The organism is Sphingobium sp. MK2, assembly GCF_040170545.1.
Classification (GTDB): Bacteria; Pseudomonadota; Alphaproteobacteria; order Sphingomonadales; family Sphingomonadaceae; genus Sphingobium.
On the sequence record NZ_JAZDXA010000013.1, the window covers coordinates 82,745 to 103,709 of the forward strand.

Genomic DNA, 20,965 nt, shown 5'->3' on the forward strand with positions numbered 1-20,965 from the left:
GGCCAGCCCCGGTTCAGCCACGCTATTACATGTTGCGACAAATTTGTCGGTCTATTGCCAGAGTCCTGAGACAATTGACGGCTAATCATGCATCAGCATCCGGTTTGATTTTTGGGGGTTTTCGTGCGGTTTTCCACGTCCATAATGTTCATTTCATTTTTCTGGGGCGCAGCGCCCGCCGCGCTGATGGCGCAGGAAGTTTCGCCCCGTACGGCACCAGCGCAGATGGACGATGGAGAGGGCGAGGAAATCATCGTCACCGGCCAGGTTCTCCGCGGGTCGGTGATCGGCAATATTGAGCCCGAACAGAGCTTGTCCGCCGCTGATGTGCGCGCACTGGGCGTCACGTCCATTTCGGAAATGATCAGCGAATTGTCGCCGCAGACCAATGGCTCGCCGGTCATCCTCTTGAATGGCAAGCGTATTTCCAGCTTCTCGGAAATTCAGGACATTCCCTCCGAGGCGGTGTCGCGGGTTGAAATCTTGCCCGAGCAGGTCGCGCTCTCCTATGGCTATGCGCCTACGCAAAAGGTGGTGAATATCGTTTTGCGCGAGCGGTTCCGCGCGGAAACGGGCGAAGTACGCGCGGGGGTGACGACGCAGGGCGGACGCGAAAATGGCCAGGTAGAGGCCGGAATGCTGCGTATTCAGGGCGACAATCGCTTCACCTTGAACCTCAAATATAGCCGCGCCGCTGCCCTGCTGGAGGATGAGCGAGGCATAGTTCCTACTGCGCCTGGCCGCCCCTATTCGCTCGGCGGAAACATTACCGCCCCGATTTTGGGCAATGAGATCGACCCGGCGCTTTCGGCGTCGGTCGGGCAAAGCGTTACAGTGGCAACGGTGCCCGGTAGTGCGGCATCCGTCGCACCCGGCCTTGATGATTTCGTCGCAGGCGCGAACCTCACCAGCGTTAGTGACCTTACGCGCTATCGTACGCTTAGCCCGGAGACGGAGAATTTTTCCGCCAACGCCACGCTGGCGCGCGCACTGGGCGGGGTGACCGCCACGCTCAACGGGCGGTTGGAGCTGTCGGAGAATGATTCGTTGCAAGGCCTGTCGGCGAACGCGCTGACGCTGCCGGGCGGCAGTCCTTTCTCTCCGTTCGCAGGCGACACGACGCTCTATCGCTATCTGGCGCAGGCCGGGGCCTTGGAGCAGCAGATACGCGGCACCACGGCGCATATCGGGCTGACGCTGAACGGCCAGTTGGGGCGCGGCTGGCAATGGTCCTTCACCGGCAATGGTGACCTGTCGATCACCCGCACCCGCACCGACCGCGGCGTGGATAGCGGGCCGATTCAGGCCGCCCTCGATGCCGGAGACGCCAGCGTCAATCCCTATGGCAGCGTCACGCCCGACCTGATCGCCACGCGGCTGTCCGACCGGGCGCGGGCGAAAAGTCAGGCCCTACAGGGTGACTTGTTGCTCAGTGGTACCCTGTTCGACCTCCCTGCCGGTGAAGTGACGACGTCGATCAAGATCGGTGGGTCTGCAAACGGCTTTGACAGCCGCTCGACCCGATCGGGCGTCGAGAGCGAGACCAGTTATAGCCGGGAGATTGGCAGCGGTCAGTTGAGCCTGGACCTGCCCATCACCAGCCGGTCAAAAGATGTGCTGGGCGCTGTGGGCGACATCAGCATCAACCTGAACGCAGCAGCGCAACATTATTCGGATTTCGGGACGCTTTCGACATTGGGCTATGGCCTGCGTTGGGAGCCGGTGAAGGCGATACAAGTGCTGGCATCAGCTAATCAGGATCGCGCAGTGCCCACGGGTGCGCAGATCAACGACCCCCTCATCGCCACGCCCAATATTTCGGTCTTCGACTATGCGACCGGACAAAGTGTGTTCGTCACCCAATTGTCGGGCGGCAGCGCGACGCTGCGCGAAAGCGTGCGCGACCAGTTCCGCCTGTCGGCGAGGGTAAAGCCCTTCGAAAGGCCCAATCTGACGTTGACCGCTACCTATCTCAACAGCCGCACGACCAATCCGATCGCGGCTTTTCCGACGCCGACCCCGGCGCTTGAGGCGGCCTTCCCTCAACGATTTTTGCGCGACGTGGACGGTAGCCTTCTTCAGATCGATGCCCGGCCGATCAATTTTCTCCGCTCGCAGAGCGAGCAGTTGCGCTGGGGCATCGACCTGTCGATCCCGATCAAGTCGCGTGTTCAGAAACTCGTGGAAGCCTGGCGTGCTTCAGGCGGCAAAGCTGAAGACCGGCCGCCTGAATTGCAAGCCTTGTTCGGAAACCGGCCTCAGCGTGCTCCGGGTGCTGACGGTGCCGATCAACCGCGCGGCGAACGAGGCGCAGGGCCTGAGGGCGGGCGCCCATCCGGTCCGCGCGGCGGCGGCTTTGGCGGCGGACGCGGTGGCGGGCAGGGCGGTGGTCGGATCAGTTTCAGCCTATACCATAGCTGGCACCTGACCGAGAGCATCGACATTGCGCCCGGCGTCCCCCAACTCGACCTTCTCAACGGCGACGCCACTGGCTCGGCGGGCGGACAGCCTCGGCATGAGATCGATGCGCGGATCGGTTATACGAATAACGGCATCGGCGCGCGGCTGGGCATCGATTGGGAAAGCGGGACCCACGTCGATGGCGCATTGAGCGGCACGCCGGGCGGGAGTTCCCGGCTGAACTTCGGTAGCCTCGCCACAGCCAATTTGCGCCTGTTCGCCAATCTGGGACAGATGCCGATGCTGGTGAAGGACATGCCGTTCCTGCGTGGGGCACGAATGTCGATCGGCATCGACAATATCTTCAATCAACGCCGCGAAGTGACCGATGCCACCGGCATGACCCCGCTACGCTATCAACCCGGCTATCTCGACCCGCTTGGTCGCACCATATCGGTGAGCTTCCGCAAGCTGTTTTTCCCCAATTTCGCAGGTGGCAGTCGCCCGCGTAGTTAAATTGTCGTTAGCTACAGTTAAAGTCCGTCGTTGCCCCGCCGTTATGATCCATATCAAAGGTTCGGGAGACAACGGATGAAGCCGATCAGGATTGTGGTTGTCGATGATTCGCTCACCATCAGGGCGATGATCGAGACGCTGTTGGAACGTGACCGCCGGGTTCAGGTCGTCGGCATCGCGCGCAATGGCGAGGAAGCGATCGACATGATTCGGTTGGAAAAGCCCGATGTCGTGACGCTGGATATCGCCATGCCGGGCAAGGACGGCATGGCGATCCTCGACGAAATCATGGATATGGAGCCATGCCCGGTCATCATGTTGTCCAGCCTGATGCGGGAAGGCGCGCCGATTGTTGCCGAGGCGATGGATCGGGGAGCGGCCGCCTGCTTCAACAAGGCGATGATCGTGCGCGAGGCGACCCGCTTCGTTACACTCATCAAGGCGGTGTCGCGGGGTATGATTGAGACGCAGGTCGAGCCTGTGGCGATTGCGGCTTAAGCCAGGCATAGGGAGAGGAAAGGGGACGAAGCGGGTAGCTTCGCCCCCTTTTTGCGCGTCAGATGGCTAGCGCGTAGACGATTTTGAACTGGCGAGCGCCATGGCCTGGGCCGCACCATTGGCAGGCTGGACCGGACTTTCCTTGCCAGAAATATAATAAGCGCTCAACGTTGCGATACCCAGGACGATCGCCAAGCCCAATATTGCACGGCTTCCGATTGCATGATTATGGCTTGCCGGACGCTTTGCTTCATCATCACCAGGATTGCGCATTACATATTCTCCATTGAGTTTACCCGCGGAGAATAATTGACGCCTCCTGTCTGTGTTCCTCCACAAATTTGTGAAATTTTGTTGCTAGGCCAATCGTTTAGCGAGAAAGTCTCTTCACCCGGATGCAGTTGCCTTGGAATAGCTGCGCAGGGCCGTCAGATCGACCTTGCCTGCAAATTCCACCCCCATCCGGTCTTCCCTCGACCAACGGGCGGTTGCGTTTACCGAATAGCCTTCGGCCAATTCTATCGCGAACAAAGTGCCCAGCGGAACATTCCACAATCCTTCAATCAGCGCGCCCGTAGCCGAGATGTTGCGCACACGACCCGTATAGATATGGCCCTCATGGTGAATGGCAACGGTTCGCAACATGGTTTTGCGATCGGGCCGACTGGATTTGAAGCCGTCCATCAATACGGTAACGCCATGCTTGTTATGGTTGGCGATCACGTCGGCGAAAGGCATGGGGCGCCCATAGATATAGCCTTGGACATGGCTGCACCCCAGTTGGCGGATAAGCGCGAGTTCATCCTGGGTTTCGGCGCCTTCTGCCGTTGTGTCCATGCCCAGTGCCTCGGCAAGACTGACAATCGCCTTGATGATCGCGCTATTGCGGCTGCCTTTAATAGCCGCCCCGCGCACGAAACTCTGGTCGATCTTGATCTTGTCGAACGGGGCCTTCTTCAAATAGCCAAGCGAGGAATAGCCGGTCCCGAAATCGTCGAGCGCCAATCGCACGCCCAAAGCCTTCAATCGCGCGAACATGGCGTCAGTGCCATCATCGTCGTTGAGGAAGACGCTTTCGGTAATCTCCAGCTCAAGCCGTCCCGGTGCGAGTTGCGATGCCGCCAAGGCGTTCATCACCGTCGAAGGAAAGCCGGGATTGGCAAATTGCGTCGGCGAAACATTGACCGCAACACGGATATCTTCATCCCATTGGGCCGCATCCCGGCAGGCTGTGTGTATCACCCATTCACCGATCTGGCTGATCATCCCGCTGTCTTCGGCAATGGGAATGAACAGGGCCGGCGAAATGGGGCCGCGGTCAGGATGTATCCAGCGCAGGAGTGCCTCATATCCCGTAATCTGATCGGTGCGCAGCGACACGACAGGCTGATAGGCCAGATGCAGGCCGTCACAGGCGAGCGCATGGCGCAAATCCTGTTCCAGGCGTCGGCGATCTTCCGCGTCGGCATGCATTTCCGAGGAATAGAAGCGATGAATGCCGCGCCCGTCGCCTTTGGCAGCATAGAGCGCCAGATCGGCGTTGCGGATCAGCGCGTCGGCTGTAACCCCATCCTGCGGCGCACAGGATATACCAATGGACACGCCGATGACCACGGCATTGCCTTCGATCGAATAAGGCTGGGCCACCATGTTGATGATGGATTGCGCCAACAGGGCCAAGGCATCCCGATCATGGCGACCTGGCAGCAATATCTTGAACTCGTCGCCACCCTGGCGGCCGACCAGTCCTTTCGTGCCTACGGCGCGTTGCAGGCGTTGGCTGACCTGACGCAGCAGGGTGTCACCAGCAGGGTGGCCCAGCGTGTCGTTGACCATCTTGAACCGATCAAGGTCCAGCATCATCAACGCGCAGTCGCCAGGCTTGCCGGGGCAGCCGGCGACCGCCTGCTCCAGTGAACTGAGCATCTGAATGCGATTGGCGAGGCCCGTCAGCGAATCGAACCGGGCAAGGCGGGTTACTTCTGCCTGGCTGCGGCGCATCTCCGTCAGGTCCGTGCCGCTGCCGCGAAAGCCATGAAACTGGCCATATTCGTTGAACACCGGCTGGCCGGAGATTGACCACCAGCGCTCTTCCTGCGCCATCGCGGCACAAACGGACAGATCCGAAAAGCCCGTCCGGGCCGACAGGTGAAAGCCAAGCGTGCGCTCGCCATCACCCTGCTGCTTGTCACTTGGTCTGATGATTTCCGTCATGGGCCGCCCGATCAGTGCACCCTCGCGCGCATCGAGTGTTTGCGCCAATGTATCGGAAATATAGGTCAGGCATCCATGTCGGTCGGTTTCCCAGAACCAGCCCCGCCCCGTGCGCTCATGCTCCAGCAGCAAACGGTCCGACCGCTGTGCGCGCAGATCCTGCCGATGGCGTTCAATGGCCTGTTCACGGTCGACCCGTGCCTGTCGAACGGTTGCGATCGCCATTACGATCACACAGCAAATCAGCAGGCCAACCTGCGTCACGCTACTATTTTCAATCATCGAAACCAGCAACAGGCCCAGAAAATAGCCGATCCCCAAAAGGCGCCGGTCACCAAAAATGCAGACGGCCAATAGCGCAACCGCCAGTTCGGGCACCGTTGCCAGAAAAATAATATTGGACGCGGCCACCGGCTCCTGCCCTATCCACAGCCAAAGGCTGAAGCAAAGGCCCGATACGAACACCATCAGCAACATCAGCCAATTCTGGATGTGCGGCTTGAGCGTCCGAAACACCGCTTGTCGCGGCGCGATCATCAATGCGCCGTCCGCCAGCAGCATGACGGCCAGAATTGAAGCCTGAGCGCCATTTCCCACCTGATAGAAGGGGATATGGAGAAGATTGACGACGCAAATCTTGGCCAGCAGGATGAGGGGCCATAGACGCGCGATCGGGCCGAAGGCACCCGATATCCACGACGCAGCGACTTCCGTTCCACTTTCGGTTAAGCCCAGCGTGACCATCAACGTCATGGGTCGCGATGAAGGATCGGACAGGGAAGCGCGCAATGGGATCATGCGCGAGACAATAGACAGAAGTCGTTGACAGAGGCTTACTGCCAGACCTCTCGCAATCGTAAGATTACGTCATTAGGCCCGGCAGTAGCGCCGACAATCAGACACGCATCGGCATGAGTACATAGAGCGCGGGACTGGCGTCATTCTCCCGGATCAATGTCGGTGCGGCGGCGTCGGCCAGATGCAGTTCGACCAAATCGCTGTCTATCTGCCCCAGAATGTCGAGCAGATACCGGGCATTGAAGCCGATATCGAACCCTTCGCCCTGGAAGGCACCGGGCACCTCTTCTGCCGCTGTGCCGTTTTCCGGGCTGGTGACTGACAAAGTAATCTTGTCGCGATCCAGGCTCATCTTCACGGCGCGGGTCTTTTCCGTGGCAATCGTGGCAACACGGTCGACCCCTTCTTCGAAGCCGCGCGGGTCGATCTTGAGCAGCTTATCATTCGCTGTCGGAATGACGCGGCTATAGTCGGGGAAGGTGCCATCGATCAGCTTGCTGGTCAGGATCGCGCTGCCAAGGCCGAAGCGGATCTTGCTCGCTGACAGGGCGATCTGGACCGAGCCATCGACCTCATCGAGCAGTTTGCGCAATTCAGCGATGCATTTGCGCGGGATGATGATGCCGGGCATCCCATCTGCACCATCGGGCCGCGGCACGGTGATGCGGGCCAGGCGGTGTCCATCGGTCGCCGCTGCGCGCAAGACCGGCTGGCCATCGTCGGCTACGTGGAAATAGATGCCATTCAGATAATAGCGCGTCTCTTCGGTCGAGATCGCAAAGCGTGTCTTGTCGATGATCTGCTTCAATGTCTCGGCCGGCAGTTCGAAGCTGGTCGGTAGTTCGCCCTCGGCAATGACGGGAAAGTCGTCGCGCGGCAGGGTGGACAGATTGAAGCGCGCGCGTCCGGCCTGGATCAGCATCTTGCCCTCGGCCGCCTGTAGCGAAACCTGGCTGCCTTCGGGCAATTTGCGGGCGATGTCGAACAATGTGTGCGCCGAAATCGTGGTGGCACCGGGCTGCTCGACTTGTGCGGCGATGCTGTCCACGATCTGTAGGTCGAGGTCGGTTGCCATCAGCTTGATCGCGCCATCGGCCGATGCTTCGATCAACACGTTGGACAGGATTGGGATGGTATTCCGGCGCTCAACCACCGACTGGACGTGGCTTAGGCTCTTGAGGAGCGTTGCGCGTTCGATGGTGGCCTTCATGTCCCTGTTCTGTCCGTTTCTTTTTAAGCCGATAGCCAAGATTCGATCGAATCCCGGCGACAATGATGGATGGTTCTTCATAACCGCTGTTGCGGCTTGGGCAAGCACTCGCTCAGCCCTTTCGTCCGGGTCGGGGTTGCAAATGGAGACAGGTTGGGCTTTGCCCGTAAGATGCGCGCCGTCCTCTTCTTGCTGATTTCCCTGTTCCTGACGACAAGTCCAGTCGCCGCGCGTGAGTCTCTGGGAATATTCGAGGGCTGGGGCGCGTTCCGCGACCCCGCGACGCCCCGCTGCTACGCCATCGCGCAATCAATGGCGCGCGGCGGACGGAGCGGGAAGGGCTTTGCTTCCGTCGCCACCTGGCCCCGTCAGCGGGTGCGCGGGCAAATTCACCTGCGCCTGAGCCGCGCCCGGTCGGACAAGGCGCCGGTGACGCTAGGCGTGGGCGAGCGCCGATTTTCCTTGGTCGCGGGCAAGGTTGATGCCTGGGCTGCCGACGCGCGCGGCGATGCGGCGATTATCGCGGCCATGCGATCGGCCAGCAGCATGAGCGTGCAAAGCATCGACGCGCAGGGCCGCGCCTTTGTCGATAGCTACGCGCTGCGGGGTGCCGCGACGGCGATCGACGCGGCGGCGCTGGGCTGCGCGCGGGTGCGATAGGCGCATGCTTTCACATTTTGTGAAAATCGACTATGGGCGCGGCTATGCAATCAGCCGCCAACCTTGTCATGCCGATTCCCGGCCTTATCGATCCTGTGCCCGTGCCCCGCGCCGTCACGCCGCGCGCGGATGGCCGCACCGACCTGCTCGGCCTGTCGCGCCCGCAGATCAAGGCCGTGCTAGAGGAGGCAGGACTGGACGTGAAGGCGGCCAAATTGCGCGCCAAGCAGCTATTCCACTGGCTCTATCATCGTGGTGAAACCGATTTTGAGGCCATGACGGACCTCGCCAAGCCCATGCGCGGCTGGATGGCCGAGCGCTTCGTCGTCGGTCGCCCGGAGGTGGTGGAGGCGCAAGTTTCCAACGACGGTACCCGCAAATGGCTGCTCCGCTCGGACGATGGGCAGGATTATGAAATGGTCTTCATCCCCGATGCGGATCGGGGAACGCTGTGCGTGTCGAGCCAGGTCGGCTGCACGCTGAACTGCCGTTTCTGCCATACCGGCACGATGCGGCTGGTGCGCAATCTGACGCCGGGCGAGATTGTCGGCCAGGTCATGCTGGCGCGCGATGCGCTGGGCGAATGGCCCAAGGGCAATATGGGCAGTGCCGTCGCGGTGGCGGACGACGAAGACGAGGATGCGCCGCAATATTCGCCCGACGGGCGGATGCTGACCAACATCGTGATGATGGGCATGGGCGAGCCGCTCTATAATTTCGAGCATGTCCGCGATGCGCTCAAGGTCGTGATGGACGGCGATGGCCTCGCGCTTTCGCGCCGCCGCATCACGCTGTCGACCAGCGGCGTCATTCCGATGATGGCGCGCGCGAGCGAGGAGATCGGCGTGAACCTGGCCGTGTCGCTCCATGCCGTGACCAAGGACGTGCGTGACGAGCTGGTGCCGCTCAACAAGAAATATGGGATCGAGGAGCTGCTGCAGGCCTGCGCCGACTATCCCAAGGCGAGCAATGCCCGGCGCATCACCTTTGAATATGTGATGATCCGCGACAAGAATGACAGCGACGAGGATGCGCGCGAGCTGGTGCGGCTGCTGCGCAAATATAAGCTGCCCGCCAAGGTCAATCTGATCCCGTTCAATCCCTGGCCGGGCAGTGACTATGCATGTTCGACGCCCGATCGCATCCGCGCGTTCAGTTCGATAGTGTTCGAAGGCGGGATTTCCGCGCCGGTCCGCACCCCGCGCGGGCGCGATATCATGGCGGCCTGCGGCCAGTTGAAGTCGGCGAGCGAGAAGAAGAGCCGGGCCGAACTCGACCGGCTGGCAGCGGAAAAGCAAGCGGCGCTCGGATGAAGCGGAGCCTGTAATGCGCGCCCGTTGCGGCGCGAGACGATAGCCCCGCCCTGATCCGGCGGGGTTTTTCTTTGGGGGGAATGGCGATGACCGATGACGAGATCGAACGGCTGGCGACGGGCTTTTGCGATTGCACCCTGCCCAAGGCCGCATGGACCCATGGCGCGCACTTCGCCACCGCGCTCTGGCTGATCCTGAGGCGCGCCGACGTCGACTCGGAACGCGACATGCCCGCGATGATCCGACGCTATAATGAGAGCGTGGGCGGGGTGAATAGCGACACGCAGGGCTATCATGAGACGATCACGCAGGCATCGTTGCATATGACCCGCGTCTTGCTGGCGGAATTGCCACGCGATGGATCGCTTTCATGCGCCTTTGCCGCATTGATGGCATCATCGCTGGCAAGCAAGGATTGGCCGTTTGCCTATTGGTCGCGCGAAAAGCTGATGTCTGCGGCGGCGCGAAGAGCATGGGTGGCACCGGACATCCAACCGCTGCCGCAGATCTGACCCAACCCCCTGTCGAACGGCCGAAACAAAAAAGAGCGGCCCTTCGCAGGACCGCTCTTTCTTCTGTCGCAAGGGGTTCGCTGATTAGAAGCGGAAGCCGACGCCGACCATCGCCGCGTCACGGCCACCGATATTCTGCTCATATTCGGTGCGCTGATATTCGGCCGAGATATAGGTCGATGGGGTCGCGGCGAATTCCAGACCGCCCCCGAAGCGGACACCTTCGAATGCGGCACCCACGCCAAGCGTCTCGATGCGGGTCGAGGCATAGCCAACCCTGCCGAACGCGAGGACGCGCGGCGTGGCGACGAAGCCCAGCCGCAGCGAGGCCGCCAGGTCACGGCTGGCGTCGACACCGGCACCGTCTACGGTCGTGTCGCCAAGGCTGACTTCAACGCCGCCAGTGACGCGGGGTGCGAGGGCCAGATCATAGCCTGCGGTGACGCCATAGGCGAAACCTTCCTCACCATCGAATTTGTCATAGCCCATGGTGACGCCAGCGCGCGGCCCGGTGAAGGGTGCAGCGTCCTGAGCGATGGCAGGGGTCGCAATGGTGGCAGCAGCAATGGCTGCGAAAATCACAGTCTTCATAAATTCCTCGATATTATTATATTGTCTGACATAGGTTGTCGTCAGACTATCTGGTTCGATGCGAAGATTTCATGGCGCCATATACGCCAAGTTTATCCTGACCGTGATCGCTTTTATTTTTAGCGATCATGGACGCGAACCGCATCGGCATCGCGTGATTGCCATCTAGGTGCGCCATGCTGATTTGCAAAGGGGCTGGATTGTACGTGGTCATGATTCTTGATTTATGTTGCAAAAGTGTGACATTCGGCAGTTGTCGGCGTTGGTGCCGACTGTCATGCAGGTGCCGTGGATTTTCACCGAAAAAGGCGTTAGCCTGCCCCGATGGATAGCCCCACTCCCACCGACGGCATCGCAGTCAAGCGCCATCGGCTTTCGACCCGGTTGTGGCATTGGTTGAACGCCGCGCTGCTCTATGTCCTGTTCACCAGTGGCCTTGGCATCTTCAACGCCCATCCCCGGCTCTATTGGGGCCAATATGGCGCGAATTTCGACCATGCCTGGCTTGAGCTGGAGCGGTTTCCCGGCTGGATCACCTTGCCGGGCCTCTATAACCTCGCGATGTCGCGCCACTGGCATCTGACTGCAGCACCGATCTTTGCCTTTGCGCTGCTGTTCTACATGCTCTGGAGCCTCGCCAACCGCCATGTGACCCGCGACCTCGCGTTCCGCCGCGATGATCTGCGTCCTCGGCACATCTGGCAGGACATCAAGGACCATGCCCGGTTGCGGTTCCCGACGGGGCAAGCGGCGCTGCGCTACAATGTGCTACAGAAGGCGAGCTATGTCGGCGTGATCTTCATCCTGTTACCGTTGGTCATTCTGACCGGGCTGACCATGGCACCGGGCATGAATGCGGCATGGCCCTGGCTCGTCGATCTGTTCGGCGGGCGACAATCGGCCCGCTCGCTGCATTTCATCGCCGCTTTCGCGCTGGCCGCATTTTTCATCGTCCATATATTGATGGTGATCCTGGCCGGACCGATCAACGAAGTGCGGTCCATGCTTACCGGGCGATACCGGGTGCCGGAGGAACGACCATGATCCTGACCCGCCGCATGGCGCTGCTGGGCGCTGGCGCAATGCTCACCGGCTGCGACCGGCTGGCCAGCCATGACAGCGTGCGAAAGGCGCTTTTCTCCGCCGAAAATTTCCGTCGCTGGGCGCAGCGCAGCCTGATGGCCCGCGACGCGCTTGCGCAGGAATTCCGCCCTGATCAGATTTCGCCGATATTCCGCGCCAATGGCACCGCCAACCCCAATACGCCCGCCTACAAGGCGCTGTGGCGCAATGGCTTTGCCGATTGGCGACTGGCGGTGACCGGCCTTGTCGAACGACCGCTCTCCCTCTCGCTTGCCCAGCTACGGACTCTGCCGCATCGCGAACAGATCACACGCCATGATTGTGTCGAGGGGTGGAGCGCGATCGGCAAATGGCGCGGCGTGCCGCTGCGCACGATCCTGGAGGGCGCACGGTTGCGCGATACGGCGCGCTATATCGTGTTCCGCTGCGCCGATGACATGGGCGGCGGCCGCCCCTATTATGAAAGCATCGACCTGATCGACGCCTTTCACCCTCAGACCATCCTGGCTTTTGCGCTGAACGACGCGCCGCTGACCGTCGCCAATGGGGCACCCTTGCGGCTGCGTGTCGAACGGCAGCTTGGCTATAAGCAGGCCAAATATCTGATGGGAATAGAGGCGGTCGCGACGCTGGACGGGATCGGCAAGGGGAAGGGTGGTTTTTGGGAGGATTATGCGGGTTATGATTGGTATGCGGGCATTTGACGCAGGCCATCTGGGGTGACAAGGTAACAAGATGAAACTGTTTGAGCGGGTATTGGGGCGGCTGATCACACGCGGTCAGCTAACGGTATTTTATGCAAACGGGCGGCGCTTTGTCGTGGGGCAACCCGATCCGGCCTTTCCTGATCTGGCGCTAAGATTTCAGGATGGCCGCGTCCCTTTTGACATCGTCCGCGATCCCCGCCTGGGCATGGCAGAAGCCTGGATCGACGGCCGCATCGCCATAGAAGGTGGTGGCATCATGGAATTCATATCCATGGTGCGGGCCAATAACCCTTGGGAAAGTGGTCGCTCGATCGACGCCAAAAGCTTTTTGAATCGCGCTCTGGGCAATGTGAGACAGAAGCTGTGGCGCGCCAATCATAAGGCCCGGTCGAAGGCGAACGTCGCCCATCATTATGATCTTTCCGGCGCGCTCTATGCGCTCTTCCTCGACCGCGACCGGCAGTATAGCTGCGCTTATTTCCCCGATGGCGAAAACGCGGTCGGCATCAGCCTGGAGCAGGCGCAGGAGGACAAGAAGGCACATATTGCCGCCAAGCTGCGACTGGAACCGGGCATGACGGTTCTGGATATCGGCTGCGGCTGGGGCGGGATGGCGCTGTATCTCCATCGTACCTGCGGCGTGGACGTGACGGGTATCACCTTGTCGGAGGAACAGCTCAAGGTCGCACGGCAAAGGGCAGTGGATGCAGGTGTCGCCGACCATGTCCGCTTCGAACTGATCGACTATCGCGACATGTCTGGTACTTTTGACCGGATCGTGTCTGTTGGCATGTTTGAACATGTCGGCACGGCCCATTATCGTAGCTTTTTCAGTACCTGCCGCGATCTGCTTGCTCCCGATGGCGTCATGTTGATCCACGCGATCGGACGGATGGGCGGTCCCGGCGTCACCGATGCCTTCACCCAGAAATATATTTTCCCCGGCGGCTATATTCCTGCCTTGTCGGAAATGATCGCAGGCAGCGAGGATACGCGCTTGATGGTAACCGACGTGGAGGTGTTGCGGCTCCATTATGGGCTGACCATTCGCCAATGGTATAAGCGGACCATGGCGCATCGCGCGGAGATCGTCGCCTTATATGACGAGCGATTTTTCCGCTTGTGGACCTTCTACCTCGCCGGGGCGGCGACCGTGTTCGAACATGGTGGCATGGTCAATTATCAGGTCCAATATGCACGGGACCGACGCGCACTACCTATTACACGCAACTATATGCTGGAGGCCGAGACGGCGTTAGCAGGACGCTGAATAAGGGATTACAATAGCATTCTCTGACCGTTCAGCCGACGAAAGGCATCTTCTCATCATGCCCCGCCAACCTGCGGGGTGGATGAGGAGAGAGCAATGAACATCATATTGAAAGGCGTGGCCGCGTTGAGCCTAGCCATCGCGGGCATTGCTGCGGCCGCTCCCGCGCAAGCGCAACATCATGGCGGCTATCGTGACGGATGGCGCGGCGATCGCGATCATCGCTGGGATAGTCGCCGCTGGGACAATCGACGTTGGGACGGACGACGCTGGGATGGCCGTCGGCACTGGCGAGGCGACCGAGGCTATCATCGCGCAAAATACCGTCCGCGCTGTTGGACCCAGTGGCGTTATGACTATTATCGCGATCGTAACGTCCGCGTGCGGGTCTGTCGTTGAGCAGCCAGTTGCAGTCCGCCGGGGCTATTGCATCGGCGGGCTGTGGCGGTTGACGGGTTACCGGGCAAAAGGCTAGGCGCAGCCCAGCCCATTCCAAGGAACCGCATCATGAGCGATACGCCCCCCGATCACCTGTCCACCAATCCCAAAAGCCCCCATTTCAACATGGAAGTGCTACAGCGCGGCATCGGCATCCGGTTCAAGGGCCGGGAGCGCAAGGATGTCGAGGAATATTCGATTTCCGAGGGCTGGATTCGCGTTGCAGCCGGTAAAACCCGCGACCGTCACGGCAACCCGTTGACGATCAAGCTCACTGGGCCAGTCGAAGCCTGGTTCGAAAATCCAGCCGAAGGTGCCGAAGAGGACAAACCATCGAACGCGGAATAAGCGGTATGGCGAAGGCGCGGGCTGACAAGCGCGCCTTCCATCAGTTCAGAGCCGACTGGCGTTTTACGTCCGCGATGATCGCGCTCAGGGTCCGTTCCGAAGGACTTGCATCGGCATAGTGTATGACGCCCGGATCAGCCTCCAGGCGGGGCTTCATTTTGCGGGCAGTCTTGGCCGGAGCCGGACGGCCATGAGCAACCATGATGCCCCCATGGAATGGCGGCGAGCGATGGGGCTGACGGGCATCCCAATAGTCCGTATCCAGTTTGGCAAAGCGCACGCTGCTGCCCAATGCGGGGTCAGGCGTGAATTCATGCAATCTGGCCTTGGTCGGATAGATGAAACCGAATGTCGGATTAGTGCGCGCGCCCATTTGCGCGGTCGGGCTGTGCCAGACGCGCACCTGGCTCCAATCGCCGCCATCCGATACATCGATTGCCAGTACGTCTTCCTCGATCGCGCCGGGCACCGACCAATTGGCATGGCGGATCAGTAAGCGCCGGTCGTCCAGAACACGACTGACCACGGCAACATGACCCAACATCATCGAGCCATGCGGCCGGAACGCCAGCACCGCTCCCTTTTTGGGCGTGTTGCCACGCTTATACTGCTGGCCGGCTTGATCCCACCATGTCAGCGCATCGCCGCGAATATCCACGCCCGACACGATACGGGCATAGGGCACGCATTGTAGTACCGCCGCGCTCCACACAGGCGCAGCTATCAGGCTGGACGCCAGCCATGCCGCCGCCCAGGCAAGTCCTCGTATCATTTATGCGATCCCGAAACACTCGAATCGCCCCACCAAGGGCAACTCTAGATCGCGACTATTTATGAAGAGGTTAAAGGATCAGAAGGCCGCGCGGGGCGCGCCGCCGCTGGCAGATGCCGATGCGATCTGCACCGGCTGATCGATGGTCCGGGCCGGCTGGGCATAGATGAAACCGCGCGCCGCGTTGGACCGCAGGCCGAGATTACCGATCGGACCATACCACACGCGCACATCGGTCCAGTCATTGTTGGCCGATACGTCGATCGCGCGGACATTGCGCTCGATCCCGCCGCGATAGGACCAGTTGGCATGGGTCAGCAGCACTTCGCGCTCATTGACCACCTTGCTGACCATCGCGACATGGCCGACCGGCATGGACCGGCTGGCAGCAAAGGCGAGGACGGCACCGACGCGCGGTTCATGACCACGATCATAGCGGCCTTCCGCCTGGTTCCACCAAGTATGCGCATTGCCGTAAAGGTCGATGCCGGACGCCTGACGGGCGAAGGGAACGCATTGCAGCACTCCGGCCGTCGCAGGCGTAACGATCAGGGAAGAGAGCGCAAGCAGAGCAGCGGCGAAAACCGCGCGAAAACCACCGATCATGCGAATGCGACCCCGACTTGCTTTTAGGCTTTTGCCACGATGGCTGCTTTAGGCCAGACGCCGGACGTCCTGAAAAGAGGCGGGCGACGAGTCGTTGCGGGGGCGGGTTATGTTGCGGAACGAAACAGTTGGCCTGCGGTTACCGAAAATCGGCTCGCTGACGTTAAATCTTTGAAAAGAGATGCTTCGGTTCCGGTCATCCAGACCTGTCCGCCCGTCGCGGCCAATCGTTCGAACAGCGCGGCGCGGCGCGAAGGGTCAAGATGCGCGGCCACTTCGTCGAGCAGCAGTACTGGCGGTTGCCCGCGGTCGGTCGCTACCAAGGCGGCATGGGCGAGCAGGATCGATAGCAGCAATGCTTTTTGCTCGCCCGTCGAACAAAGTGCTGCGGCCTGCGCTTTGGCAATATGCGTGACCGACAGATCATGGCGGTGCGGTCCCGACAATGTCCGCCCTGCCGCCGCATCGCGCCGCCGATTTCGCCCAAGTCGCACCGCCAATGGCTCGTCGCTCCCTCCCTCTTCCTGCTCGATCACAATGAATGGTCGGGCAAAGGGCGCATCGGGCTGGTCGGCCAGCACGCTGTTCAGCCGCGCAACAAGGTCAGCGCGCGCCTGCGCCAGCACCGTACCATGTTCATCCATCTGCGCTTCCAATGCGGCAAGCCAGACGGGATCGGCACGGTGCGGATCGATCAGCAGGCGATTACGCGCGCGCATTGCCGCGTCATAGCGGGCGCTGTGCGTTGCATGGCCGGAATGTAGCGCCAGCGTCAGCCGATCCAGAAAGCGTCGCCGACCGCCCGGACTGTCCAGGAAGAGTCGGTCCATTGCCGGGGTCAGCCAGACGATCGCGAGATGGTCGGCCAAGGCATTGGCAGATGACGCCACGCCCCCGATCCGCACTTGTCGTCGGTCAGGCATGGCGGCGGATATGCCCGTGCCCAGCATGACCCCGTCCACCTCCGCGGCCACGCCGAAACTTCCCGCTCCGTCTTGCCGCGCCATCGTCCGCAGGGCTGCACCGCGCAAGCCGCGCCCTGGCGCAAGCATGGAGACGGCTTCCAATATATTGGTTTTGCCTGCGCCATTGTCGCCGGTCAGCAGGATGAAGGGGTGGTCCGGCAGGATCAGCGCATCCGCATGATTGCGAAAATCGCTCAGGGTCAGACGGCCGATCATTGCGCGGCTGTAGCGGGACAAAAGCGATGGGGAAAGCGCCTAGCAGCGCTTGCGGGTTTCAGAGGCTCCATCGTTGACGATGGTGAGTTTCTGGCCGTCGGCCGCCAGATTGAGCAAGATAGTGCGGCTCCAGCTTTGTCCTTCGCCGGTAAAGGCTGCCGTGATCGAAAGCCGTCTATCCCCATCCGGCTTGACAGTCTGCACGGTGCCCACGCTTTCGTGAAAGACCAACTGATCGGGCAGGATTTGCAGCTCCATAGCCGCTGCCCGATCGCCACACCGATCATTCATGCCTGTCCAGTGGCCCTGCATTGCTGGGGGAATAGGTCCGGTTTCATCAGTATCGGCTTGGGGGGCATCGGACTCGGATTCTACGGATAGGGCAGGGGTGTTGTTAGGCGGCGTGACTGGCGCGTTGGCAGCCGTCCGATCGCTGATGTTGGTAGTCACACCAGGGTTGGATTCTGGTGGCTCGCTCGACTTTTCGCAAGCCGCAAGGGCGATCAGTGCAGGCAGGAGAAAAACAAGACGCATGAAAGCAGAAACCGGCCAGACGCTCTACGGTTCCGGTGACCCGCAGTGGTGACCATGCTATTGCAGGCGCGGGATAGTGACAGGAATATATGTCATGTCGGCAGTGGGAATGGGCGGCATTTTTTCGCGAATGTAACCTGACGCTCTCGCGGCCCGGTATCGTACGCATTTGAATGTTGGTGCCATTCAGCGCGGACAGTGACTATTTCGCCGCAGACAAGGCATTCATGCTGAACTTTCGTGTCACCGATCTGGATTCCCTTCTGAACGCCTTGCGCGCCGCCGACATTATGATCATCACCAACGCTGAATGGGACCATCCCGATGTGGGCCGTTTCGCCCGCATTCATGATCCCGAAGGCAATGCAATCGAATTATGGGAGCAAGCGTCTCCCGCCGCCTGACTGATGGAGCCCCGCCGATGAAGCGCCTGTCCCTTTTCCTTGCTACCGTCGCTGCCCTGACGGTATCGACTAATGCTATGTCGGCGCTTGCCGTCGGTGCCAAAGCTCCTGAGTTCACCACGCGCGGCGCGATGGCGGGCAAGACGTTCACGCTGACCCTGTCGCACCAGTTGAAGCGCGGGCCGGTCGTGCTCTACTTTTTCCCCAAAGCTTTCACGCCGGGCTGTTCGGCCGAAGCGCGCGAATTTGCCGACAATATCGACAAGTTCAAGGCCGCTGGCGCGACCGTCATCGGCATGTCCGCCGATCCGGTCGATGATCTGGTGGCCTTTTCTACCAAGGAATGCGCAGGCAAGTTCGCGGTCGCTTCAGCGGGGCCTGACATCGTGTCGGGTTATGATGTGGCGCTCAAAATGCGACCAGGCATGACGGACCGGACATCCTACGTCATTTCACCGGCAGGCCGTATTGCGTTCGTCCATTCCGAAATGAATTATGCCAATCATGTCAAAGCGACACTGGCTGCGGTCGAGGCGATGAAGCAACAGTGAGGCGCGCGCTATCGCTTGTGGGATAGGAAATCGCCGCTTGCGATCAGGGGTAGGTCTGTTACCGGCAGGGCGTAGATATAGGCCCAGGCGATAACGCGGCCGCTTTGTCCCTGCACCGTCAGTTGTTCGCGCCGATATTCATGCGGTTCAGGATAGGCTCGCGTGCATTCTTCATAGTCGTCGAGCCATGCAAGCGTCGCCGACAGGTTAAACGGCATCAGCAAATCGCCGATCACCTGTCCTTCCGGTCCTGACACGAAGGCTGGGTAGTCGGCTATTTGATATAGTCGCCCTTGGGCAACAGCGCGGCCGATATAGCGTGTCGTTGCGCGCAACTGCGCTGCCATTGGCCCCGCGAAGGCAGGTCGCAACGTCCCATAGACGAATAAAGGCAGTTGGCTCATGCGCTGAACTTGGAAAAAATCCCTATCAGCAGGATTTTTCCCCAACTGGCGGTACTTTTATAGCGATCATATATCGGGGCCTTAGCCGAAAATCTCGTATTTTCAGCCAAAATGAAGATTGGCACGGCTTGTGCAAAGCCTGAAAGCATCAAGGCTGAATGGTCCAGCCACCGCAGCAACAGGGAGTTTCCATTATGTCCATCGCCCGTTTCCAGCACGTCGCCACCGCGTTCACGGGTGCCATTCTAGTCGCCAGCCTGTTTATCAGCGCAGCGACGCCTATCGTTCCGATCGCCTGATCGCATCATCTCATTTAAGACACCAAGATTGAAAGTCCAAGTCATGAACAACAGTTTCACCCTCGACCGTCGCAATGGCAAGATTATGGGCGTATGCGCGGGCCTGTCCAACCGCAGCGGCCTGGACGTCACGCTGATCCGCGTCGCCGTCGTGCTGTTGACGCTCTGCGCGCTCGGACCGATCGGCGTTGTGGCTTATCTGCTGGCAGGCTGGCTTGCCGAAGGTTGATGTCGCCGCAAATCATTTCTGCAAAGCGCACGGCATCCAGTCAGTAAAAAGGCCGCTCCGGTTATACCGGAAGCGGCCTTTTCGCATCCCGCAATGTCGGGATGAAGGTTGAGCGCAAAGCGCGCTCAGGCATAAAGCACCGAATAGAAAGTCAGCACCTGTGCGCCGACGGCTACAATCAGTGCAGCGCCTTGAAATGCCTGCCGCATGGTTATGTCCTTTGTTAGGGTATCATCTGTCCCCTGTCTTGGGGTTGCGGGCCTATGCGCCTGTCATACTTATGTAACAATCGCAAAGCGCGGCATACCAATTGCACTAAATGCAACAGTGCTGTTACCCCAAAGCCGCAATCAGCGCCTTGGCCGCAGCAGGATTACGCTCTTTGGCACCACCGATGAAAAACGCATAGACGTCCCCCCGTTTGGCCAGCGTCCACGCCTGATCGGTCCAACGGCCGACGTCTGCAGGGGAATAGCCAGTCGTCTCTTCCGCTTGGGTCCGCATCAGCCGCACATAAGAAAAGCCGACATCATGTCCCCGGATTGCCGGATAGCTGTCATGATCGGCCAGTACGACCGCCACGCCTGCATCCCGCGCCATCTCTAGAAAAGCAGGATCGTCGAAACTTGCGTGCCGGACCTCGACCGCATGGCGCAATGCGACGCCATCAACGCTGGCAGGCAGCAGGCGCAGGAACGCGCCGAAGTCAGCGGGATCGAACCGCTTGGTCGGCATGAATTGCCACAGGATCGGACCGAGCCGATCGCCCAACTCGACAATACCCTGTTTCGTGAATTTCGCGATCGAGTCTCCCGCTTCGGCCAGCACTTTACGATTGGTGCAATAACGCGATGCTTTGACCGCGAACTGGAACCCGTCGGGTACGGCCTTAGCCCAGTTGGCGAAAGTTGCGGGCTTTTGACCGCTATAATAGGTCGCATTAATCTCGGTCGCGGTCAGATGCGCCCCGACATAGGCCAGTTCGTCTTTCTGCCGCAGCTCGGCGGGATAGAAATTGTCACGCCATGGCGCATAGACCCAGCCGCCAATGCCTACCCTGATCCGACCTGCCATATCACGATTCTCCTGCCACAATGCTGATCGCTTTCGCCGATCAGAGCCAATGGAAAAAGCGGTTGGTATATTTGCGAATAATTCTTAACTGGGTCGCAACAAGGAGCATCCCCATGTCGCTGGACCTCATCAAGACAGGCACCTATCTCAGCATCCACCTCACGGTCGGCTTTACCGTCGCCTATCTTATGACCGGGTCGGTGGCGCTGGCGGGGGGCATTGCGCTGGTCGAGCCAGTGATCAATGCGGTCGCCTTTTTCTTTCATGAAAAGGCGTGGAAGAAGATACAGGCCCGGCCGTCGCGCGAGGCACATCCGGCATCACGACACGATCAAGCAGCCTTCGCCTGATCG

Annotated in this window: 24 protein-coding genes and 1 pseudogene; 14 read left to right on the top strand and 11 right to left on the bottom strand. The window is 60.2% G+C overall.

All coding sequences use genetic code 11. From position 1 onward, the window contains the following. Positions 1 to 144 precede the first annotated feature (144 nt). A complete protein-coding gene (locus V2I08_RS08505) occupies positions 145 to 2,916 on the top strand; it encodes a TonB-dependent receptor (protein ID WP_349634699.1) in 2,772 nt (923 codons plus the stop codon). Between the two features lie 75 nt (positions 2,917 to 2,991). Next, positions 2,992 to 3,414, top strand: coding sequence for a response regulator (locus V2I08_RS08510; protein WP_349634700.1), 423 nt, complete (start codon positions 2,992 to 2,994; stop codon positions 3,412 to 3,414). Positions 3,415 to 3,480: 66 nt separating this feature from the next. Here V2I08_RS08510 and V2I08_RS08515 read toward each other — a convergent pair whose 3' ends face one another. From V2I08_RS08515 to dnaN, 3 genes are all read right to left on the bottom strand, one after another. Continuing rightward, positions 3,481 to 3,687 (bottom strand): hypothetical protein, encoded by a 207-nt coding sequence (locus V2I08_RS08515; RefSeq protein ID WP_349634701.1) that lies wholly within the window; start codon positions 3,685 to 3,687, stop codon positions 3,481 to 3,483. A 114-nt stretch (positions 3,688 to 3,801) separates the two neighbouring features. Continuing rightward, positions 3,802 to 6,426, bottom strand: coding sequence for an EAL domain-containing protein (locus V2I08_RS08520; RefSeq protein ID WP_349634702.1), 2,625 nt, complete (start codon positions 6,424 to 6,426; stop codon positions 3,802 to 3,804). 97 nt (positions 6,427 to 6,523) lie between these two features. After that, the gene (dnaN, locus tag V2I08_RS08525) at positions 6,524 to 7,636 is read right to left on the bottom strand and encodes a DNA polymerase III subunit beta (protein WP_349634703.1); all 1,113 of its coding nucleotides are present in this window, start codon (positions 7,634 to 7,636) and stop codon (positions 6,524 to 6,526) included. A gap of 171 nt (positions 7,637 to 7,807) precedes the next feature. Between dnaN and V2I08_RS08530 the strand changes: the two genes are divergently transcribed. The 3 genes from V2I08_RS08530 (at position 7,808) to V2I08_RS08540 (ending at position 10,121) form a co-directional block, all read left to right on the top strand. Then, the gene (locus V2I08_RS08530; protein ID WP_349634704.1) at positions 7,808 to 8,296 is read left to right on the top strand and encodes a hypothetical protein; all 489 of its coding nucleotides are present in this window, start codon (positions 7,808 to 7,810) and stop codon (positions 8,294 to 8,296) included. 44 nt (positions 8,297 to 8,340) lie between these two features. Next, a complete protein-coding gene (rlmN, locus tag V2I08_RS08535) occupies positions 8,341 to 9,609 on the top strand; it encodes a 23S rRNA (adenine(2503)-C(2))-methyltransferase RlmN (RefSeq protein WP_349634705.1) in 1,269 nt (422 codons plus the stop codon). An 86-nt stretch (positions 9,610 to 9,695) separates the two neighbouring features. After that, positions 9,696 to 10,121, top strand: a complete 426-nt coding sequence (locus V2I08_RS08540) for a hypothetical protein (RefSeq protein ID WP_349634706.1) — start codon at positions 9,696 to 9,698, stop codon at positions 10,119 to 10,121. 84 nt (positions 10,122 to 10,205) lie between these two features. Here V2I08_RS08540 and V2I08_RS08545 read toward each other — a convergent pair whose 3' ends face one another. Then, positions 10,206 to 10,712, bottom strand: a complete 507-nt coding sequence (locus tag V2I08_RS08545) for an outer membrane beta-barrel protein (protein WP_349634707.1) — start codon at positions 10,710 to 10,712, stop codon at positions 10,206 to 10,208. Positions 10,713 to 11,036: 324 nt separating this feature from the next. Here V2I08_RS08545 and V2I08_RS08550 point away from each other — a divergent pair, with 324 nt between their 5' ends. The 5 genes from V2I08_RS08550 to V2I08_RS08570 all read left to right on the top strand — a co-directional run bounded on the left by V2I08_RS08550 (position 11,037) and on the right by V2I08_RS08570 (position 14,558). Then, complete coding sequence (locus V2I08_RS08550) at positions 11,037 to 11,756, top strand: cytochrome b/b6 domain-containing protein (RefSeq protein WP_349634708.1); 720 nt, start codon at positions 11,037 to 11,039, stop codon at positions 11,754 to 11,756. Beyond that, a complete protein-coding gene (locus V2I08_RS08555; protein WP_349634709.1) occupies positions 11,753 to 12,499 on the top strand; it encodes a molybdopterin-binding protein in 747 nt (248 codons plus the stop codon). The genes V2I08_RS08550 and V2I08_RS08555 overlap by 4 nt, the downstream gene beginning before the upstream one ends. A gap of 31 nt (positions 12,500 to 12,530) precedes the next feature. Beyond that, entirely contained in the window at positions 12,531 to 13,772 is a 1,242-nt protein-coding gene (locus tag V2I08_RS08560; protein ID WP_349634710.1) for a cyclopropane-fatty-acyl-phospholipid synthase family protein, read from the top strand. Positions 13,773 to 13,868: 96 nt separating this feature from the next. Further along, the gene (locus V2I08_RS08565) at positions 13,869 to 14,171 is read left to right on the top strand and encodes a hypothetical protein (protein WP_349634711.1); all 303 of its coding nucleotides are present in this window, start codon (positions 13,869 to 13,871) and stop codon (positions 14,169 to 14,171) included. Positions 14,172 to 14,279: 108 nt separating this feature from the next. Continuing rightward, positions 14,280 to 14,558 carry a DUF3297 family protein gene (locus V2I08_RS08570; RefSeq protein ID WP_349634712.1) on the top strand — a complete coding sequence of 93 codons (279 nt, stop codon included), beginning with the start codon at positions 14,280 to 14,282 and terminating at the stop codon, positions 14,556 to 14,558. Between the two features lie 40 nt (positions 14,559 to 14,598). Here V2I08_RS08570 and V2I08_RS08575 read toward each other — a convergent pair whose 3' ends face one another. The 4 genes from V2I08_RS08575 to V2I08_RS08590 form a co-directional block, all read right to left on the bottom strand. Next, positions 14,599 to 15,330 (bottom strand): CHAP domain-containing protein, encoded by a 732-nt coding sequence (locus V2I08_RS08575; protein WP_349634713.1) that lies wholly within the window; start codon positions 15,328 to 15,330, stop codon positions 14,599 to 14,601. A 78-nt stretch (positions 15,331 to 15,408) separates the two neighbouring features. After that, positions 15,409 to 15,936 carry a CHAP domain-containing protein gene (locus V2I08_RS08580; RefSeq protein WP_349634714.1) on the bottom strand — a complete coding sequence of 176 codons (528 nt, stop codon included), beginning with the start codon at positions 15,934 to 15,936 and terminating at the stop codon, positions 15,409 to 15,411. Between the two features lie 107 nt (positions 15,937 to 16,043). After that, a complete protein-coding gene (gene recF / locus V2I08_RS08585) occupies positions 16,044 to 17,117 on the bottom strand; it encodes a DNA replication/repair protein RecF (protein WP_349634715.1) in 1,074 nt (357 codons plus the stop codon). Positions 17,118 to 17,156: 39 nt separating this feature from the next. Beyond that, on the bottom strand, positions 17,157 to 17,375 hold the full coding sequence (locus tag V2I08_RS08590; RefSeq protein WP_349634716.1) for a hypothetical protein: 219 nt from the start codon (positions 17,373 to 17,375) through the stop codon (positions 17,157 to 17,159). A 370-nt stretch (positions 17,376 to 17,745) separates the two neighbouring features. On the opposite strand from V2I08_RS08590, the pseudogene V2I08_RS08595 reads away from it, so the two are divergent. Together V2I08_RS08595 and V2I08_RS08600 are read left to right on the top strand one after the other, a co-directional pair. After that, positions 17,746 to 18,055: pseudogene (locus tag V2I08_RS08595) on the top strand (VOC family protein). Between the two features lie 17 nt (positions 18,056 to 18,072). After that, positions 18,073 to 18,606 carry a peroxiredoxin gene (locus V2I08_RS08600; protein ID WP_310226476.1) on the top strand — a complete coding sequence of 178 codons (534 nt, stop codon included), beginning with the start codon at positions 18,073 to 18,075 and terminating at the stop codon, positions 18,604 to 18,606. An 8-nt stretch (positions 18,607 to 18,614) separates the two neighbouring features. Here the strand turns inward: V2I08_RS08600 and V2I08_RS08605 are convergent, their stop codons facing one another. Further along, positions 18,615 to 19,010 carry a gamma-glutamylcyclotransferase family protein gene (locus tag V2I08_RS08605; protein ID WP_349634717.1) on the bottom strand — a complete coding sequence of 132 codons (396 nt, stop codon included), beginning with the start codon at positions 19,008 to 19,010 and terminating at the stop codon, positions 18,615 to 18,617. After that, positions 19,007 to 19,189, bottom strand: a complete 183-nt coding sequence (locus V2I08_RS08610) for a hypothetical protein (protein ID WP_349634718.1) — start codon at positions 19,187 to 19,189, stop codon at positions 19,007 to 19,009. Before V2I08_RS08610 ends, V2I08_RS08605 begins: the two co-directional genes overlap by 4 nt. A gap of 163 nt (positions 19,190 to 19,352) precedes the next feature. On the opposite strand from V2I08_RS08610, the gene V2I08_RS08615 reads away from it, so the two are divergent. Continuing rightward, on the top strand, positions 19,353 to 19,538 hold the full coding sequence (locus tag V2I08_RS08615) for a PspC domain-containing protein (RefSeq protein WP_069065503.1): 186 nt from the start codon (positions 19,353 to 19,355) through the stop codon (positions 19,536 to 19,538). 333 nt (positions 19,539 to 19,871) lie between these two features. Here V2I08_RS08615 and V2I08_RS08620 read toward each other — a convergent pair whose 3' ends face one another. Further along, a complete protein-coding gene (locus tag V2I08_RS08620) occupies positions 19,872 to 20,612 on the bottom strand; it encodes a DUF72 domain-containing protein (protein WP_349634719.1) in 741 nt (246 codons plus the stop codon). Positions 20,613 to 20,725: 113 nt separating this feature from the next. Here V2I08_RS08620 and V2I08_RS08625 point away from each other — a divergent pair, with 113 nt between their 5' ends. Continuing rightward, entirely contained in the window at positions 20,726 to 20,962 is a 237-nt protein-coding gene (locus V2I08_RS08625; protein ID WP_349634720.1) for a DUF2061 domain-containing protein, read from the top strand. Positions 20,963 to 20,965 lie beyond the last annotated feature (3 nt).

Bases quoted from the DNA above. Each gene is read 5' to 3' on its own strand.
- V2I08_RS08540 (WP_349634706.1), top strand. From the start codon at position 9,696: ATGACCGATGACGAGATCGAACGGCTGGCGACGGGCTTTTGCGATTGC.
- V2I08_RS08615 (WP_069065503.1), top strand. From the start codon at position 19,353: ATGAACAACAGTTTCACCCTCGACCGTCGCAATGGCAAGATTATGGGC.
- dnaN (WP_349634703.1), bottom strand. From the start codon at position 7,636: ATGAAGGCCACCATCGAACGCGCAACGCTCCTCAAGAGCCTAAGCCAC.
- V2I08_RS08565 (WP_349634711.1), top strand. From the start codon at position 13,869: ATGAACATCATATTGAAAGGCGTGGCCGCGTTGAGCCTAGCCATCGCG.
- V2I08_RS08555 (WP_349634709.1), top strand. From the start codon at position 11,753: ATGATCCTGACCCGCCGCATGGCGCTGCTGGGCGCTGGCGCAATGCTC.
- V2I08_RS08505 (WP_349634699.1), top strand. From the start codon at position 145: ATGTTCATTTCATTTTTCTGGGGCGCAGCGCCCGCCGCGCTGATGGCG.
- V2I08_RS08560 (WP_349634710.1), top strand. From the start codon at position 12,531: ATGAAACTGTTTGAGCGGGTATTGGGGCGGCTGATCACACGCGGTCAG.
- V2I08_RS08520 (WP_349634702.1), bottom strand. From the start codon at position 6,426: ATGATCCCATTGCGCGCTTCCCTGTCCGATCCTTCATCGCGACCCATG.
- V2I08_RS08605 (WP_349634717.1), bottom strand. From the start codon at position 19,010: ATGAGCCAACTGCCTTTATTCGTCTATGGGACGTTGCGACCTGCCTTC.
- V2I08_RS08580 (WP_349634714.1), bottom strand. From the start codon at position 15,936: ATGATCGGTGGTTTTCGCGCGGTTTTCGCCGCTGCTCTGCTTGCGCTC.
- V2I08_RS08575 (WP_349634713.1), bottom strand. From the start codon at position 15,330: ATGATACGAGGACTTGCCTGGGCGGCGGCATGGCTGGCGTCCAGCCTG.
- V2I08_RS08590 (WP_349634716.1), bottom strand. From the start codon at position 17,375: ATGGAGCTGCAAATCCTGCCCGATCAGTTGGTCTTTCACGAAAGCGTG.
- rlmN (WP_349634705.1), top strand. From the start codon at position 8,341: ATGCAATCAGCCGCCAACCTTGTCATGCCGATTCCCGGCCTTATCGAT.
- V2I08_RS08510 (WP_349634700.1), top strand. From the start codon at position 2,992: ATGAAGCCGATCAGGATTGTGGTTGTCGATGATTCGCTCACCATCAGG.
- V2I08_RS08570 (WP_349634712.1), top strand. From the start codon at position 14,280: ATGAGCGATACGCCCCCCGATCACCTGTCCACCAATCCCAAAAGCCCC.
- V2I08_RS08625 (WP_349634720.1), top strand. From the start codon at position 20,726: ATGTCGCTGGACCTCATCAAGACAGGCACCTATCTCAGCATCCACCTC.
- V2I08_RS08530 (WP_349634704.1), top strand. From the start codon at position 7,808: ATGCGCGCCGTCCTCTTCTTGCTGATTTCCCTGTTCCTGACGACAAGT.
- V2I08_RS08515 (WP_349634701.1), bottom strand. From the start codon at position 3,687: ATGCGCAATCCTGGTGATGATGAAGCAAAGCGTCCGGCAAGCCATAAT.
- V2I08_RS08550 (WP_349634708.1), top strand. From the start codon at position 11,037: ATGGATAGCCCCACTCCCACCGACGGCATCGCAGTCAAGCGCCATCGG.
- V2I08_RS08620 (WP_349634719.1), bottom strand. From the start codon at position 20,612: ATGGCAGGTCGGATCAGGGTAGGCATTGGCGGCTGGGTCTATGCGCCA.
- V2I08_RS08600 (WP_310226476.1), top strand. From the start codon at position 18,073: ATGAAGCGCCTGTCCCTTTTCCTTGCTACCGTCGCTGCCCTGACGGTA.
- recF (WP_349634715.1), bottom strand. From the start codon at position 17,117: ATGATCGGCCGTCTGACCCTGAGCGATTTTCGCAATCATGCGGATGCG.
- V2I08_RS08545 (WP_349634707.1), bottom strand. From the start codon at position 10,712: ATGAAGACTGTGATTTTCGCAGCCATTGCTGCTGCCACCATTGCGACC.